Here is a 16,058-nt window from a genome sequence, read left to right on the forward strand (position 1 = left end):
TTTTTGACTGGCGCGCAATTCGGTGCGGCCCCGTGCCAGTGCCTGTCGGCGCCAGATCCCGTGCCCCGGCGGTGCAGCGCCCGATGATATTGCCGAAGAGCCCAAAACTCCTTTTAAGGCAAAGCGCTGAGGATGTAGCGACGATCTGCTATTGCGGGCGATCTGGTGCCAACAAGCCGGAGACAGGTAAGAAACCTTTCCCCGGCGTGCGTATGACAGGCCACGGACTTTTGTGGGCAACTGTCCGCGCCACGGCATCCGGCCCGGGTCAGACCCGCGAGCGGCGCCATTTCAGCCCGCCGAATACGGCCAGTACGGCGGCCATCAGCGGCAGTCCGGCAGGCAGAGGGACCGGCGCGGGATTGAAGGACAGGTTGTCAAAGGATGCGCCGCGCCCGCCGGCGGTTGCATTGCTGACATCGATGAGGATTTCGTCAAAGAGACTGCCTGAGAACCCGAAGAAGCCGGAATTGGGCCCACCCGAGGTTGTAAAGCTCTCGACGAGTGTTCCGTCCAGCAGTGAGCTGAACGTGACGGTTGCATTGTTCGAGGCAAAGGCCAGCGTCGCATCTGTCACCGCCGGGCCGAATAGGATCGAGAACGGATCAAAAAATGTGAAATTACCCGCCACGGAGCCGAAATTGAACAATGCCCCATCGGAGAAATTTGACCTGCTGTTGTATCCTCCCTGGTTCGACGGCAGGTTCTCGTTGCGATAGCTGACGGCCGGCGAAAACGTCACGCCGAAGCCTGCGAACTGGTCTGTGACCGTCTGGCCGGGTGTCAGCCGCACCTCGTCAAACCCCAGAGCGACCTCTGGCGCTGCCAGTCCGGTGGCGGCACCGTTGATGGTGCTGGCTTGCAGACCGCCCGCGGTGAAGGTGGTAGCGATCAGCGTGGCGATGAAGATGTTTTTCATGTTTTGTAACTCCCTGAAACAGATGAACCTGCAGCAGCCACGACAAAAACGCCCTGGAGTTTCAGGGTCGGGTAATCTCTTTCGTCATGGGGCTCCGGCGCGCCGGTTCAGGGTCTTTTTTTTGCCCGGGCGGCAAAGACGGAATGCGCCAGCGCCTGGGTCTCTGTTTCAAGGGCGGTGAGTGCTGCGAGTGTCGCTGCGCCATCCCTTGCCTCAAGCGCATCTGCCACGCCTCTGTGCAGGTCGATGATCCGCGCCCGGTCACGTGCGGTGAAGGTGATCATATTCATCAGCGGCTGCATCGCCTCGACAGCACCGGCCAGTTGATAGCTGAGGACCGGATTGCCGGCGCCGTCGACAAGCGCCCGGTGAAAGGCAACATCTGAGGCGCAAAAGGCCTCGTCGGACAGCTCCGGCTGGCTCTGGCGATGAATTTCACCGCGCATTGTCGCGAGATGATCCGCCGTGCGGCGTGCCGCCGACAGCGGCGCACAGGCGCGTTCCAGCGCATAGCGCGCCTCGCAGGCGGTCCCGAAGCTCACAGCGTTCATGCTCAAAAGCAGGGTCGAGGTCGTGATCTGCTGCGAGCAGGCCTGCTCAAAGCTCAGCCGGTTCACGAAAGCCCCGCCAGTCGCGCCGCGCTGCGTGCGGATCAGCGATTGCGCGGCCAGACGCTTCAGAGCTTCACGCACCGTTGATCGCGACACATCGAACTGCTCGGCAAGCTCTGCTTCAGACGGCAAACGCTCATCGACGATAAGCGTGCCCGCAACGATTGCATCGCGGATGGCACCCGCAATCTGAGCGGACAGGTCGTCGGGTTTGCCGGGGTCAATTTTCATATGTCTGACAATTAATGTTTGCCCGGTTTCTAATTGTCTGGCATTTGGAAAGCAAGACAAAGGGGACTTGCCCATGCAGGGGATCATCCGGACATCGCTCTGGCTCGGATTTTTCGCGACCGTTCTGGCCGCGTGGTGGACGATGTATGTGATGAGCACGGGCATGGATCTTGATCTGCTGGGCCGCCCCGGCGAGGCGGGCGCACGCATGGCCGCGATGGATCCGCGCATGCCGATGAACATGCCCATGGCACAGTTCGGCCCGCTGTTTGCGATGTGGGCGGTGATGATGGCCGCGATGATGTTGCCGACGCTGGTGCCGACGCTGCGCGCCTATGAGGATCTCATTGTGAGTGCCAATGGCAGCCGGGCCGGTTGGCTGGGTGTGCTCGCGGGCTATTTCGCCGTCTGGGTGGCCTTTGCCGCCGTGATTGCCGGAGCACAGATGGCACTGCTTTACGGTGGTCTGATCGATATGCTGGGCATCGCTCACTCGCCTCTGACAGCAGGCGGCCTGCTGGTTGTCGTCGGCGCGTTTCAGTTCACGCGCACCAAAGAGATCTGCCATGGGGTCTGTCACGCGCCAACTCATTATTTTCTGGGGCACTGGCGCACGGGCGGTGCCGGCGGGGTGCGCATGGGGCTTGGGCTCGGGGCGTTTTGCGTCGGATGCTGCTGGGGATTTATGGCGCTGGGGTTTGTCGGCGGGGTGATGAACCTTGCCTGGATGGGCCTTGCGACGCTCTTTATGGTCATCGAAAAGCTGCCTCAGGTGGGGCATTATGTAACGCGGCCTCTTGGGCTTGCGCTGATCGCGGCGGGGGTTGTCCTGCCGCTCTGGTCAGTTTTCACGGAAGGATAGGATATGGCGAAAAACCGCAAACCGGATGCGGACAGGCTGCGCATCAGCCAGCGCATTGATCAGCGGATGCCTAACCCGGGCCGACGGCAGATGAGCCCGACGGAATGGGCGATCAAAGGCGAGCTGTTCATGAACTGCTCGTGCGATGTGTTCTGTCCCTGCGTGGTGAGCCTTGGCAAGCACCCGCCCACCGAAGGCGACTGCAAAGCCTGGATGGCGATCATCATCGATGAGGGTCATTTTGAGGGCGAGGATCTCTCCGGGCTCCGGATCGGGCTGATGGTCGAGATCCCCGGGCGCATGGCCGAAGGTAACTGGAAGGTCGCGGCCTATGTGGACGAGCGCGCGTCTGGCAAAGCCTATAACGGTATCCTGCAGATTTTCTCCGGGGCCGCAGGCGGCACCACCGGGCTTTTCACAATGCTGGTCAGCGAGATTATCGGCGCCGAACGCGCGCCGGTCCAGATCGAGCGGGACGGTAACCGCCGGCGCATTACCATCGGTCGCAAGATCGAAGGCGAGATCGAGGCAATCACAGGCGCCAGCCGCGATGAGCCCGTGATGATCACCAATTCGAAATACTGGATGGGACCGGATATTGTGGCCGCGCGCGGCCTCAAAAGCAAAGTGCGCGATTACGGGCGGATCTGGGACTTCGGCGGCAAATCGGCAGAGATCTGCGCGATTGACTGGAAAGGCCCGAACCCGTGATCGACCCGGGTTATGTGCGCATGATGGCGCGGTACAACAGCTGGCAGAACAGCCAGCTGATGCCGCTCCTTCAGGACATGACCCTCGAGGACCTCACCCTGGACCGGGGAGCGTATTTCGGCGGACTGCTGAGCACGGCCAATCATCTGCTCTGGGGCGATACGCTCTGGATGAGCCGGTTTGATCCGTCGGTAATGCCGCTCGCAGCCGGCATCCCGGAAAGCACAGGAATGCATCCGACGGCGGGTGCCTGGGCTGCGGACCGGTTCCGGATGGATGGCAAGATCCGCTTCTGGGCGGACGGGGTGCGGCGCGTCTGTCTGAAAGGGGATATCACCTGGTATTCCGGTGCGATGGGCCGTGAGGTTACCTGTCCGGTAGCAAAGGCAATTGTGCATTTCTTCAATCACCAGACGCACCACCGGGGGCAGATCCACGCGATGATTACCGGTATGGGGATAAAAGCCCCGGTCAGTGATCTCTTTTACTTGCCTGAGGATATTTGAGATGGCAGTCATATCTCCTTCGCGGCGCCTGCGGCGGACACCTTTTTCCGACGGTGTCGAGGCCGCCGGGGTCAAAGCCTACACGGTTTATAACCGGATGCTGCTGCCGACGGTCTTTGAGAGTATCGAGGCGGATTATCACCACCTTAAGAACCACGTGCAGGTCTGGGATGTATCGGTGGAACGGCAGGTCGAGCTGCGCGGGCCGGATGCTGCAAGGCTGATGCAGATGCTGACGCCCCGCGATCTGCGCGGCATGCTGCCGGGGCGGTGTTTTTATGTGCCGATCGTGGATGAAACGGGCGGCATGCTGAACGATCCGGTGGCGGTAAAGCTTGCCGAGGACCGGTGGTGGATTTCGATCGCCGACAGTGATCTGTTGCTCTGGGTCAAAGGGATCGCCAATGGCTACCGCCTGGATGTGCTCGTCGATGAGCCTGACGTCAGCCCGCTGGCTGTTCAGGGACCCAAAGCCGATGATCTGATGGCGCGGGTTTTCGGCGCCTCGGTACGGGATGTGAAGTTTTTCCGGTTCGGGCTTTTCGAGTTTGAGGGCCGCGAATTTGTTATTGCGCGGTCCGGGTATTCTAAACAGGGCGGTTTTGAGATTTACGTGGAAGGGGCGGACATTGCCATGCCGCTCTGGGACGCGCTTTTTAAAGCAGGCGAGGATCTGGAGGTGCGGGCGGGCTGTCCCAATGCCATTGAGCGTATTGAGGGCGGGTTGCTCTCCTACGGCAATGATATGACGGATGATAATACGCCGCATGAGTGCGGGCTCGGGCGCTTTTGTGATACGCAGACGGCGATTGGTTGTATCGGGCGTGATGCGCTTCTGAGGGTTGCCAAGGAGGGTCCGCTGCAGCAGATCCGCGCGATGACGATAGAAGGCGACAGGGTGCCGTCCTGTGACCGGGCCTGGCCTCTATATGGCGGCGGTCAGAAAGTGGGGCAGATCACGTCGGCCGCCTGGAGCCCGGATCACCACACCAATGTGGCCATTGGAATGGTGCGCATGACGCATTGGAACAGCGGAACCGTGCTCGAGGTTGAGACCCAGGACGGGATGCGCGAAGCTGTGGTCCGCCCGGGGTTCTGGGCCTGAGGGACGAACAGCAGAGCGGCCCTTCGGGGAGGATATTTTGAAGCCAGAGAAAACAGGGGCGGGGCCCCGGATCGGAGATATGATGTTCAGGGCACTTGTTGTCAGCAAGGATGAAGAGAGCGGCAGGACGTCCGCGGCTGTAGAAGAAATTTCCGCCGACCGCTTGCCGGATGGTGATGTGACGGTCGCGGTTGAATACTCCACTGTGAATTACAAAGACGGACTTTGCATCGGGCCGGGTGGTGGGCTGGTGCGCAATTATCCGCATGTGCCGGGTATCGATTTTGCCGGCACCGTCGAGTCCTCGGACGACGATCGTTATAAGCCCGGCGACAAGGTCGTGCTTACCGGCTGGCGCGTGGGCGAGGCGCACTGGGGTGGTTATTCCCAGAAAGCACGGGTGAAGGCGGACTGGCTGGTGCCGCTGCCTGAGGGGCTCGATACCCGGCAGGCGATGGCTGTGGGTACGGCGGGGTTCACGTCCATGCTGGCGGTGATGGCGCTGGAAGATCACGGATTGAAGACGGGCGATGGCCCGGTCCTCGTGACCGGTGCTGCGGGCGGTGTGGGCTCGGTGGCTGTGGCCATTCTGGCAGCCCTGGGACATGAGGTTGCGGGTGTGACAGGGCGGCCTGAGACGTCCGGATATCTGACTTCGCTCGGGGCCACGCAGATTGTCGCGCGCGAAGAGATCAATGAGACGGTGAAACGCCCGCTGGAGGCCGAGACCTGGGCAGGCTGTATCGATGCCGTCGGTGGCGCGATGCTGGCGCGAGTACTGGGGCAGATGAAGTACGGTGCTTCGGTCTCGGCTGTAGGTCTCGCCGGGGGCGCAGGGCTGCCTGCGACGGTTATTCCGTTTCTGCTGCGGGGTGTGAACCTGCTGGGCATTGATTCCGTGATGCAGCCCTATGAAAACCGGCTGCGCGCCTGGAAGCGTATCGCTTCTGATCTGCCGATGGATAAACTCGAGAGCATGGTGCAGCCGGCGACGCTGGATGATCTGCCCCGGCTCGGTGCCGATATTCTGAAAGGTCAGGTAAAAGGCCGCGTGGTCGTTGACGTGAACGGCTGAGATATGGGTCTGTGGCGTGAAGGAGGGCGCCACAGACCGGCGTCCTTTTTCCGTGTCTGCAATACCGTACCGGGATGACCTGTGAAGTTTGTGATGCCATACATCACGGCCAGAGCAGGTTTCCGGTGGAATTCTGTGGTCACAACTCTGGTGGCCTTCAGGGAACGCGCGGCGCGGAGTTCAACACATGGCCACACGTCCGGAGTGAAAGCGTTGCAAGCGGAGGCTGCCACGTGGCAGTCAGAACCACGACACAGGATGTGACCCGGCCTCCGAGTGCTGGAAGCGTGATTGATGTCTTGACTGCCGGGGCTGGTCGGTAAAACCATGCGCTCATGATACTTGATACAGATTTCGTGCGGGCACAGTTTCCCGCCTTCGCCGTGCCGGACCTCCAGGGACAGGCATTTTTCGAAAATGCAGGCGGGTCATATCCCTGTGGTGCGGTGATCGACAGGCTCACGCGCTTTTACACCGAACGCAAAGTGCAGCCCTATGCGCCTTATACCGCAAGCCGGCTGGGCGGGGAGGAGATGGATGAGGCGCGCGCCAGGATGGCCGCAATTCTGGGGGTTGATGGTGATGAGCTGAGTTTTGGCCCCTCAACCACGCAGAACACTTACGTGCTGGCGCAGGCCTTTGCCGGTATGATGGAGCCCGGCGAAGCGATCGTCGTGACCAATCAGGACCATGAAGCCAATTCCGGCCCGTGGCGGCGCCTTGCTGAGCGCGGCATCGAAATCCGGGAGTGGAAGATCAGTCCGGAGACAGGTCATCTCGATCCGGACGATCTTGAAACCATTCTCGATGAAAAAGTGCGGCTGGTGTGTTTTCCGCATTGCTCAAATGTTGTGGGCGAGATCAACGCGGTCACCGAAATCACGGCACTCGCCCATGCTGCCGGGGCTTTTACCTGTGTTGATGGCGTATCTTATGCGCCGCACGGTTTCCCGGATGTGGGGGCGCTGGGCCCTGATATATATCTGTTTTCGGCGTATAAGACTTATGGACCGCACCAGGGGCTGATGGTGATCCGGCGGGCGCTGGGCAATCTGTTGCCGAACCAGGGGCACCATTTCAATGCGGGCGCCCTGGAAAAGCGGTTCACACCCGCAGGTCCCGACCATGCTCAGGTCGCGGCCTGTGCGGGCATGGCCGATTATGTGGATACGCTTTATGCGCATCATTTCTCTCATGAGGCGGCACCCGCCGCGCGCGGTCAGGCAGTGCACGACCTGATGCGCGCGCATGAGCAGAAGCTGCTGGCGCCCTTGCTCGATGCTGTCAACGGGCGCAATTCGGTGCGCCTGATCGGTCCGGCGGATGCAGAAAACAGGGCACCCACAGTCGCTCTTGCGCTCAATACGAATGCCGAAGACGCGGCCGCAAAGCTTGCGAAACACGGAGTGATGGCGGGGGGTGGCGATTTCTACGCCGGACGGCCGCTGAATGCCATGGGAGTGGATCCCGAAAAGGGTGTGCTGCGTCTGAGCTTCACCCACTACACCAGCAAAGCCGAGATTGATCAGCTGATCGGAGCACTTGACGCAGTGTTATAGGTGGGCACGTGTGATCCGGGGACTATCTGCCCTCGTACACTTTAACACACCGCAAAAAGGCTGGTCCACTTGAGTAAATCCCCCGTCCTCGTCTGGTTCCGCCGTGATCTGCGGCTGAGCGATCATCCTGCGCTGAGTGCGGCGGCTGAGAGCGGTCGACCGGTCATACCGGTATTTATTTATGACGATCAGGTCTCGGCTCTGGGTGCTGCTCCGAAATGGCGGCTCGGTCTGGGACTGGACCATTTCGCGCAAAGTCTTAATGAGAAGGGCAGCCGGCTGATCCTGCGCCGGGGCAATGCGGCGGACGCGTTGCGACGTCTGATTTCGGAAACAGGTGCGGAGGCGGTATTCTGGACGCGCCTTTATGATCCGAGGGCAGTGGCGCGCGACAGTGAAATAAAATCTGCACTGAAGGATGACGGCATCGACGCGCGGTCTTTTGGCGGTCATCTGATGTTCGAGCCATGGACGGTCGAAACAAAAACAGGCGGCTATTACAAGGTCTACACCCCCTTCTGGAACATGGTGAAGAGCCGAGATGTGGCGGCCCCTCTGAGCGCGCCCGAGGCGTTGCAGGCGCCCGGGGCGTGGCCTGACAGCGATGCGCTTGCTGACTGGAATACGGGCGCTGCAATGCAACGTGGCGCCGATGTGGTGCGGCCTTATGTGCGGCTCGGAGAGCAGGCGGCGCAGGCCCGCCTCGGTGGCTTCATCTCCGGCATCGTTGAGACTTATGACAAGACACGAGATCTGCCGGGCACCGATGGCACCTCGGGGCTCTCTGAGAACCTGTCACTTGGCGAGATCAGCCCGCATCAGTGCTGGCATGCCGGGCAACGGGCGCGCGAGGAAGGCAAAAAGGGTGCGGAGACATTCCTCAGGGAACTGGTGTGGCGCGAGTTCGCCTATCATCTGATGCACCACACGCCGCGTATCCTTGACGGGAACTGGAAAGAGGACTGGGATGCCTTTCCCTGGAAAACCGACGAACGGCTCAGTGAGATCAAGGCCTGGAAACAGGGACGCACGGGCGTTCAGTTTGTAGATGCTGCGATGCGCGAGATGTATGTTACCGGCCGGATGCACAACCGGGGGCGCATGATTGTCGCCAGCTACCTGACCAAACATCTGATGACCCACTGGAAGGTCGGGCAGGCGTGGTTCGAAGACTGCCTGATCGACTGGGACCCCGCGAGCAACGCGATGGGCTGGCAGTGGGCGGCAGGTTCCGGTCCTGATGCGACACCATATTTCCGGGTCTTCAATCCGGTCACCCAGCTCGATAAATTCGACAAGAACCGCGCATATGCCGGGCGCTGGATTGCTGAAGGCCGCAGCAAGCCTTCAGAAGAGGCGCTGTCGTACTTTGATGCGATCCCACGCGGATGGCACATGGCCCCTGATGATGAATATCCCGCTCCGGTTGTGCCTGTGGACGAGGGTCGTAAAAAAGCGCTTTCTGCTTATGAAAACAGGGGCTTCTGAAACTTCTGCTCCCGCGCTATCGTACCTGTCATCATCAGATGCACGCCCCTGTAAAACGAGAACAATACTCATGATCCACACCTCCACTGACGGCCAGAGCGATCTTCCGCGCTATTTCTCAAGGGTCTTTGCGATGGCTCAGGAGATGAATAACGGCAGGATCGATTTTGTTCTGCCCGATGGCCGCGTATTCCGGGCGGAAGGACACAGCCCCGGTCCGGTCGCAGAGATGGAGATCCACAATGATGAGCTCTTTGCCCGGCTGATCCGGGAAGGTGATCTCGGTTTCTGCGACGCTTATCTGGATGCCTGGTGGTCCACCCCCGATCTGCAGGCCTTTATGGATCTGGTACATGCGGATAACGAGGGCGTCTATGACGGCTTTCCCGGCATGGCGCTGGTGCGGAACTATGAAAAGCTGCGGTTCTGGCTGCAGCGCAATCACAAAGGCCAGGCGCGCAAGAACATCAGCTACCACTACGATCTCGGAAATGAGTTTTACCGGCTCTGGCTGGACGACACGATGACCTATTCTTCGGCGCTGTTCCGGACCGGTCAGGAAAGCACCGAAAACGCGCAGATCGCCAAATACAAATCTCTCGTGGACGAAATGGGCGCGCAGCCCGGCGATCATATTCTTGAGATCGGTTGCGGATGGGGCGGGTTCGCCGAATATGCCGCGCGCGAGCGGGGTTTGAAGGTCACAGGGCTGACGATCAGTGAAGAACAGTTTAAGTACGCGCGGGAGCGTATTGAAAAAGCAGGACTTTCTGATCTGGTAAATTTCAAGCTGCAGGATTACCGCGATGAGCGCGGAACCTATGATGGTGTGGCCTCAATTGAAATGTTCGAAGCGGTCGGAGAGAAATACTGGCCGGTCTATTTCGAGACACTGCGCGACCGGCTGAAGCCTGGTAAAACTGCCACCCTGCAGATCATTACCGTCGCTGACCGGCGCTGGCAGGTGTATAAGCGCGGCGTTGATTTTATTCAGAAGTATATTTTCCCAGGTGGCATGTTGCCCAGTCCGGGAGCATTAAAGACCCAGATCCATCGCGCCGGTCTGGGCGTGGAACGTTCAGTGGAGTTCGGTCACAGCTATTCGATCACGCTGCGGCGCTGGCATGAGACATTCAATGAGAAATGGGACCAGATCAGCGGCATGGGTTTTGACGACCGGTTCCGGCGGATGTGGAACTTCTATCTCACTTCCTGTGCTGCGACCTTTGACAGCACCAACTGTGATGTCACGCAGATCACGGTGAAACGGCCAGGCTGAGAAAAACACCCTGAAATTGCCGCAAATTATCCCTTTTTGCGCCCGGAGTTGAAAATAGACAGGCGGGTGACAGGCCGTTAAACCGGATTTAACCCGGGTCCGGTCTAATGCTCGTGAAAGGGAAATGAGATGCCCGACGCCGCTAAACTTGTTGCCGCCGCGCTGATTGGTCTGCTGGCCTTTATCGTGTCGTTTCAGATTATTCCGCTTTTCCCTGAAAGCGTGGCTTTTGGCAATTTTGCCTTCTACAATGCCGTTCTGGGTGTTGTTACCGGCTGGGTCGTGATGGGCAAGCGCGCAGGTCGCGGTGTAACGGCTGCGGTAAACAACGGCCTCGGGGGCGCGATGATGCTGACCCTGTGGGGCCTCTTCATCTATTCCTGTGCGCAGATGTTCGATCGTGCGATGGACAACTGGTACAACGGGGCGTTCACCGCACTCGGGGCGATTTTCGAGTTCATGGCTGAATATGCGCTTGTGATCATGGACACCAAAGTAATCACCAGCCTCGTGGTCGGCGGCATCTTTGCCGGACTTCTGACAGAATTCGCCTGGCGCACCTGGCGGTAGCTGACGGGGCATGGGGCGGCCACTTTTTGTTTTCGGAACACTGATATATCCGCCTTTGCTGGAGGCTGTTGTCGGAGATGCGGCGCATCTGAAACTGACCCCCGCACGCCTTGCGGGATACCGGGTAAGCGGCGTTGCCGGGGGCAACTTTCCGGGCATAGAAAGCCACCCCGACAGCTTTGCCGATGGCATGACAATCGGCGGGCTCACGGCGGCGGACAAGGCGCGTCTCGATTTTTACGAAAAAGCATTTGATTATGCGCGCGAAGGGGCGGTGCTGGACGACGGCCGCGAGGTTGACGTCTATCTGCCGGCGCGCGACAGATGGACACTGCGCGGCCCCTGGTCGCTTGATGACTGGATCCGTGACGAGAGTGAGATCAGCCTGCGCGCCGCGCGTGAGGTTATGGAATACGTCGGGCGCAAAACTCCCGGGGAAACAGGCCGGATGTTTCCGATGATCCGTGCCCGTGCCTGGTCATCGGTTAATGCCGGAAAAAGCCGCCATGGTGCCGGCACTCTGCACGGCACGGTCACGGTGACACAGCACCAGCGGCCCTATGCAAGCTATTTTGCCGTAGATGAATACATGCTGCGACACGAGCGTTTCGACGGTACCATGTCTCAGGAAGTGCTGCGGGCTGTTTTTCGCGCACCGGATGCGGCCCTCGTGCTGCCCTATGACCCGGTGCGTGACAGGGTGCTTGTGGTGGAGCAGATCCGTATGGGGCCGCTGGCGCGCGGCGACCGAAGCCTGTGGCAGTTTGAACCTGTGGCCGGCAGGCTTGATCCTGGTGAGGCTCCCCAGGATGCAGCTCGTCGCGAAGCGCACGAAGAGGCAGGTCTGGAGATCGGTGAGATGTGGCCGATTGCCGAAACATACTGCTCGCCGGGGAATTCGTCGGAATTTTATTATATTTATCTCGGGTTTGCCGATCTGCCTGACCGTGCAACCGGAACCGGCGGGCTTGAGGCTGAACACGAGGATATCCGCTCGCATCTTCTGTCCTTTGACGCGCTGATGACGTTGTGCGATGCGCAGCGGGCGGCCAATGCCCCGCTTGTCATGGCCGCATACTGGCTTGCACGCCACCGTGACCGGCTGCGCCGCAAGGCCGGTATTACCGCCTGAGATAAACCGCCCGGGCGCGGTAAACTCTGATCCTCTTTGACTTGAGGTCGGAGAGTGGCAGGGCTAGGTATCGGGGGCACATCCACAGGGGGCACAGGCATGCACGTCGCAAAAGATCTCGCGCAGGCGATCGGAAACACACCGCTGATCCGGCTGAGAGAGGCCAGCGAAGCCACCGGCTGTGAGATCCTGGGTAAGGCGGAATTCATGAATCCCGGCCAGTCGGTCAAGGACCGTGCTGCGCTTTTCATCATCCGCGATGCCATGGCAAAAGGTCTGCTGCGCCCTGGCGGCACGATCGTGGAAGGTACGGCCGGCAACACGGGTATCGGTCTGGCGCTCGTCGGGGCTTCGATGGGGTTCCGGACTGTAATCGTAATCCCCGAAACGCAGAGCCAGGAGAAAAAGGATATGCTGCGCATCGCGGGTGCTGAGCTCATCCAGGTGCCCGCCGTGCCCTATGCCAATCCCAATAATTATGTCAAATATTCCGGGCGTCTTGCTGAACGGCTGGCGCAGTCTGATCCGAACGGTGCGATCTGGGCCAACCAGTTCGACAATGTGGCAAACCGCCAGGCTCATGTCGAAACGACCGGGCCGGAAATCTGGGAGCAGACCAGCGGCAAAGTGGACGGTTTCATTTGCGCGGTGGGTTCCGGAGGCACGCTGGCAGGTGTGAGTGAAGCGCTGCAGTCACGTGGCGTAAAGATGGGTCTCGCCGATCCCGAAGGATCTGGTCTCTATAAGCTGTACACCGGTGAGGAAGCCGGCGGTAATTCTATCACCGAAGGTATCGGGCAGGGGCGTATCACCGCCAATCTGGAAGGTTTCACACCTGATTTTTGCTATAAAATTCCGGATGCAGAGGCCTTGCCGGTCGTGTTTGATCTTTTGCAGAACGAGGGGCTTTGCCTTGGTGGTTCATCCGGCATCAACGTGGCAGGCGCGATGCGGCTTGCCCGCGACCTCGGGCCCGGCCACACCATCGTGACCATACTGTGCGATTTCGGCACGCGATATCAGTCAAAGCTCTTCAACCCTGAGTTTCTCTCCGGCAAGGGGCTGCCGGTACCTGACTGGATGGACCGGGCGCCGGCCGGCATCCCCGGCGTATTTGAAGACGTATGACAGCTTTTCTGCGTATTCTCGCGGCATGTGTGCTCCTTGCGCTGGCCGGGACGGCTGCAGCACAGAGCCGGCTGACCAGTGACGACACGGTTTACCCGTTCTGGGATTCCATGGCGTCCGAGGCTGAAGAGAGGCTGGCATCCGGCGAGGGAAGTATTGACGAACTGGAAGATCTGCGCCGGCGGGTTGCGGCTTTTCGTGCAGAATTTTCGTCGCGACGCCTGGAAAACGACGCACGGATCGCAACGCTGGAGCAACAGATCTCAGCACTCGGACCGGAGCCGGAAGACCGGCCAGAAGCCGAAGATATTGCAACGCGACGAGACGAACTGAAATCCCAGCTGCAGGCGCTGGAGGCGCCGCTGCGCGTGGCCGAAGAGGCCTTTACCCGCTCAGACGGGCTCATCCGCGAGATCGATATAATTATCCGCGAACGCGAAACCCGCCGGTTGTTGTCGCTGGGACCGAGCCCGCTTAACCCGCTGCACTGGCCGACCGCGCTCTCGGAGATGGGGCGCGTGGTGCGTGATCTGAACGACGAGATTGCCTCGGTGCGTGATCCGGTGCGCCGCCAGAGTTTGCGCGAACAGCTGCCACTTGTGCTGCTGATGACGGCGGTGGCGCTGATGCTGATCATACGCGGGCGTGCCTGGGCGGGCATGGCGCTGTCCTACATGCGCCGCTGGGGCGGACGGGGCACCGGGGTCTGGCGGTTTCTGGTCTCGCTCTTCCGGATCTTTCTGCCGCTGACCGGGGTGCTGCTGCTGACTTATGCGTTCCGCCAGACCGGGTTGCTGGGCAGCCGCATAGATCAGATTTTTGAGTTTCTGCCTGTCTGGGGCGGATTCCTGCTGGGATTTCGCTGGCTTGCCGAGCGGCTTTTTTCGCGGGATGAAGAAGAGGCGCTGATTGCGCTGTCGGCGGAAAACCGGTCACGGGCCCGGTTTTACATGCTGATCATCTCGGTGCTTTTCGTATCGCGCGGTGTGGTTGATCTGGTTTTCGGGCTGGAGCATGTTTCTTCGGCGTCGGTCGCCGTCATGGCCTTTCCGATTGTACTGCTGATGGGCGCGACCCTTTTCATCATGGGACTGATGCTGCGGGCCTTTGAAGTCGAGGGCGAAACCAACACCGACGAGCCGGTGCGCGGCAGCGGTCTGGCGCGCGTGGTGCGTGCGGCGGGAACGCTCGCGGTTATTGTATCTGTGACGGCACCGGTGATGGCCGCCGCGGGCTATTCAGAAGCAGGCAATGCGCTGCTTTATCCCACCGTGATGAGTTTTCTCGTTCTTGGTCTCGTCATGGCGTTGCAGCGGTTTCTGTCTGACCTTTACGGGCTTATCTCGGGTCAGGGGACAGAGGCGCGTGACGGTCTTGTAGCCATTTTCGCAGGCTTTGTGCTGCTGCTGGCCTCGCTGCCGTTGCTGGCGCTTGTCTGGGGGGCCCGGGTCGCCGAACTGGCCGAACTCTGGACCATCTTCATGCGCGGATTCGACATCGGCGGGACACGTATTTCGCCGTCCGACTTCCTGATGTTCGCGATCATTTTTGCCATCGGTTATACGATTACCCGGCTCATCCAGAGCACACTGCGTCAGAGCGTACTGCCCAAAACGCGCATGGATATCGGCGGTCAGAATGCGGTGATCTCCGGTGTTGGTTATCTGGGGATTTTCCTCGCGGGGCTCGTGGCCATCACCGGCGCGGGCATTGACCTTTCAGGTCTGGCGATTGTTGCAGGTGCGCTGTCGGTTGGAATCGGGTTCGGCCTGCAGACGATCGTGTCGAATTTCGTATCGGGTATCATTCTGCTGATCGAGCGTCCGATTTCGGAAGGGGACTGGATCGAGGTCGGCGGACAGATGGGATACGTCAAAGATATCTCGGTGCGCTCCACGCGGATCGAAACCTTCGACCGAACCGATGTGATCGTGCCCAACTCCGATCTGATCTCGGGGACGGTTACCAATTATACCCGCGGTAATACCGTTGGCCGGCTGATCGTCAAAGTTGGCGTGGCCTATGGCACGGACACAAAGCGCGTCGAAAAAATCCTGCGTGAAATTGCCGAGGATCAGCCGATGGTGCTGACCAATCCGGCGCCGAATATTGTCTTCAGCGGCTTTGGTGCGGACAGTCTGGATTTTGAGATCCGAGTGATCCTGAGGGATGTGAACTGGATCCTGAACATCCGGACCGATATCAATCATGCCATTGCGAAACGGTTTGCCGAAGAAGGCATCGAGATCCCGTTCGCGCAGCGCGATGTCTGGCTGCGCAACCCCGAGACGCTCACAGCGCCAAAAGACGACAAGGCATGAGCGGGCTCGTCCATGACCGCCCCCGTCAGAAAAAAGCCGCTGCCGTGGATCCGGCGCATCATCGCGAGCGAAGTATCGTGCCTGACACCGCGTTCTTTTGATCCGGTCGGTGGCGCGTAACGGGAGGCGCCACGCGGATGTCCCCGGGCCGGTGGGTCAGCAAAGACTGTCAGCTGCTTATCAGGTGACGGGGACAGGGGTGTGCCTTTTGGTGACGAAGCTTCGGCGATGCGGTCCGTCGGGATACCTGTTCACGTGGTGTCGGACGATGACCGGCGGTCCGCTCATTCACGCAGAACTGCATTTGTGGTCGGTGCCCATCGCGTCCGCCGTCAAAAGCGGTCGCGGTCAGCGCCAGCCAGGGCTGGCTCGATTTCGACATGGCAGACCCGTCAGGCTGCATGGAAGCTGTTGCTGAGACACCAGACGCGATGATCGCGACGGACGCGTTTGCCTCAGAAATGTGGATCGCGCAAGCGGAAGCTGATGCAAAACAAGGCTCATTAAAACATTGTATGTGCAACCGTCGCGCGTGGCGGGCACCATCTATCTGATCCGGAC

Annotated in this window: 14 protein-coding genes; 12 read left to right on the top strand and 2 right to left on the bottom strand. The window is 60.0% G+C overall.

Annotated features, from left to right (window positions below; all coding sequences use genetic code 11):
* Positions 1-268: 268 nt before the first annotated feature.
* Positions 269-919, bottom strand: coding sequence for a hypothetical protein (locus Q0M35_RS11755; protein WP_295315436.1), 651 nt, complete (start codon positions 917-919; stop codon positions 269-271).
* A 107-nt stretch (positions 920-1,026) separates the two neighbouring features.
* The gene (locus tag Q0M35_RS11760) at positions 1,027-1,761 is read right to left on the bottom strand and encodes an FCD domain-containing protein (RefSeq protein ID WP_295315438.1); all 735 of its coding nucleotides are present in this window, start codon (positions 1,759-1,761) and stop codon (positions 1,027-1,029) included.
* A 73-nt stretch (positions 1,762-1,834) separates the two neighbouring features.
* Here Q0M35_RS11760 and Q0M35_RS11765 point away from each other — a divergent pair, with 73 nt between their 5' ends.
* The 12 genes from Q0M35_RS11765 to Q0M35_RS11820 all read left to right on the top strand — a co-directional run bounded on the left by Q0M35_RS11765 (position 1,835) and on the right by Q0M35_RS11820 (position 15,497).
* On the top strand, positions 1,835-2,623 hold the full coding sequence (locus Q0M35_RS11765) for a DUF2182 domain-containing protein (RefSeq protein ID WP_295315440.1): 789 nt from the start codon (positions 1,835-1,837) through the stop codon (positions 2,621-2,623).
* 3 nt (positions 2,624-2,626) lie between these two features.
* Entirely contained in the window at positions 2,627-3,334 is a 708-nt protein-coding gene (locus tag Q0M35_RS11770; protein ID WP_295315442.1) for a DUF1326 domain-containing protein, read from the top strand.
* Positions 3,331-3,840: a DinB family protein gene (locus tag Q0M35_RS11775; protein WP_295315444.1), complete on the top strand. Its 510-nt coding sequence runs from the start codon at positions 3,331-3,333 to the stop codon at positions 3,838-3,840. Before Q0M35_RS11770 ends, Q0M35_RS11775 begins: the two co-directional genes overlap by 4 nt.
* A gap of 1 nt (position 3,841) precedes the next feature.
* The gene (locus Q0M35_RS11780; RefSeq protein ID WP_295315446.1) at positions 3,842-4,945 is read left to right on the top strand and encodes a dimethylsulfoniopropionate demethylase; all 1,104 of its coding nucleotides are present in this window, start codon (positions 3,842-3,844) and stop codon (positions 4,943-4,945) included.
* An 82-nt stretch (positions 4,946-5,027) separates the two neighbouring features.
* Entirely contained in the window at positions 5,028-6,020 is a 993-nt protein-coding gene (gene acuI, locus Q0M35_RS11785) for an acryloyl-CoA reductase (protein WP_295315463.1), read from the top strand.
* 335 nt (positions 6,021-6,355) lie between these two features.
* A complete protein-coding gene (locus Q0M35_RS11790; protein WP_295315448.1) occupies positions 6,356-7,579 on the top strand; it encodes an aminotransferase class V-fold PLP-dependent enzyme in 1,224 nt (407 codons plus the stop codon).
* A 69-nt stretch (positions 7,580-7,648) separates the two neighbouring features.
* Positions 7,649-9,067, top strand: a complete 1,419-nt coding sequence (locus Q0M35_RS11795; protein ID WP_295315450.1) for a deoxyribodipyrimidine photo-lyase — start codon at positions 7,649-7,651, stop codon at positions 9,065-9,067.
* Positions 9,068-9,137: 70 nt separating this feature from the next.
* On the top strand, positions 9,138-10,346 hold the full coding sequence (locus tag Q0M35_RS11800; RefSeq protein WP_295315452.1) for a cyclopropane-fatty-acyl-phospholipid synthase family protein: 1,209 nt from the start codon (positions 9,138-9,140) through the stop codon (positions 10,344-10,346).
* Between the two features lie 129 nt (positions 10,347-10,475).
* Positions 10,476-10,916, top strand: coding sequence for a TrgA family protein (locus Q0M35_RS11805; RefSeq protein ID WP_295315454.1), 441 nt, complete (start codon positions 10,476-10,478; stop codon positions 10,914-10,916).
* Positions 10,917-10,926: 10 nt separating this feature from the next.
* The gene (locus tag Q0M35_RS11810; RefSeq protein ID WP_295315456.1) at positions 10,927-12,048 is read left to right on the top strand and encodes an NUDIX domain-containing protein; all 1,122 of its coding nucleotides are present in this window, start codon (positions 10,927-10,929) and stop codon (positions 12,046-12,048) included.
* A gap of 99 nt (positions 12,049-12,147) precedes the next feature.
* Entirely contained in the window at positions 12,148-13,176 is a 1,029-nt protein-coding gene (locus tag Q0M35_RS11815) for a cysteine synthase A (RefSeq protein ID WP_295315458.1), read from the top strand.
* Positions 13,173-15,497, top strand: coding sequence for a DUF3772 domain-containing protein (locus tag Q0M35_RS11820; protein ID WP_295315460.1), 2,325 nt, complete (start codon positions 13,173-13,175; stop codon positions 15,495-15,497). Before Q0M35_RS11815 ends, Q0M35_RS11820 begins: the two co-directional genes overlap by 4 nt.
* The last annotated feature ends 561 nt before the right edge of the window (positions 15,498-16,058 follow it).

Origin of the sequence: Roseobacter sp. (assembly GCF_024639605.1) — a bacterium.
Classification (GTDB): Bacteria; Pseudomonadota; Alphaproteobacteria; order Rhodobacterales; family Rhodobacteraceae; genus Roseobacter.

What these genes read in the sequence shown, in the direction of transcription:
- Q0M35_RS11755 (WP_295315436.1), bottom strand. Translation starts at nt 919, where the DNA reads ATGAAAAACATCTTCATCGCCACGCTGATCGCTACCACCTTCACCGCG.
- Q0M35_RS11770 (WP_295315442.1), top strand. Translation starts at nt 2,627, where the DNA reads ATGGCGAAAAACCGCAAACCGGATGCGGACAGGCTGCGCATCAGCCAG.
- Q0M35_RS11765 (WP_295315440.1), top strand. Translation starts at nt 1,835, where the DNA reads ATGCAGGGGATCATCCGGACATCGCTCTGGCTCGGATTTTTCGCGACC.
- Q0M35_RS11820 (WP_295315460.1), top strand. Translation starts at nt 13,173, where the DNA reads ATGACAGCTTTTCTGCGTATTCTCGCGGCATGTGTGCTCCTTGCGCTG.
- Q0M35_RS11780 (WP_295315446.1), top strand. Translation starts at nt 3,842, where the DNA reads ATGGCAGTCATATCTCCTTCGCGGCGCCTGCGGCGGACACCTTTTTCC.
- acuI (WP_295315463.1), top strand. Translation starts at nt 5,028, where the DNA reads ATGTTCAGGGCACTTGTTGTCAGCAAGGATGAAGAGAGCGGCAGGACG.
- Q0M35_RS11810 (WP_295315456.1), top strand. Translation starts at nt 10,927, where the DNA reads ATGGGGCGGCCACTTTTTGTTTTCGGAACACTGATATATCCGCCTTTG.
- Q0M35_RS11760 (WP_295315438.1), bottom strand. Translation starts at nt 1,761, where the DNA reads ATGAAAATTGACCCCGGCAAACCCGACGACCTGTCCGCTCAGATTGCG.
- Q0M35_RS11800 (WP_295315452.1), top strand. Translation starts at nt 9,138, where the DNA reads ATGATCCACACCTCCACTGACGGCCAGAGCGATCTTCCGCGCTATTTC.
- Q0M35_RS11805 (WP_295315454.1), top strand. Translation starts at nt 10,476, where the DNA reads ATGCCCGACGCCGCTAAACTTGTTGCCGCCGCGCTGATTGGTCTGCTG.
- Q0M35_RS11790 (WP_295315448.1), top strand. Translation starts at nt 6,356, where the DNA reads ATGATACTTGATACAGATTTCGTGCGGGCACAGTTTCCCGCCTTCGCC.
- Q0M35_RS11815 (WP_295315458.1), top strand. Translation starts at nt 12,148, where the DNA reads ATGCACGTCGCAAAAGATCTCGCGCAGGCGATCGGAAACACACCGCTG.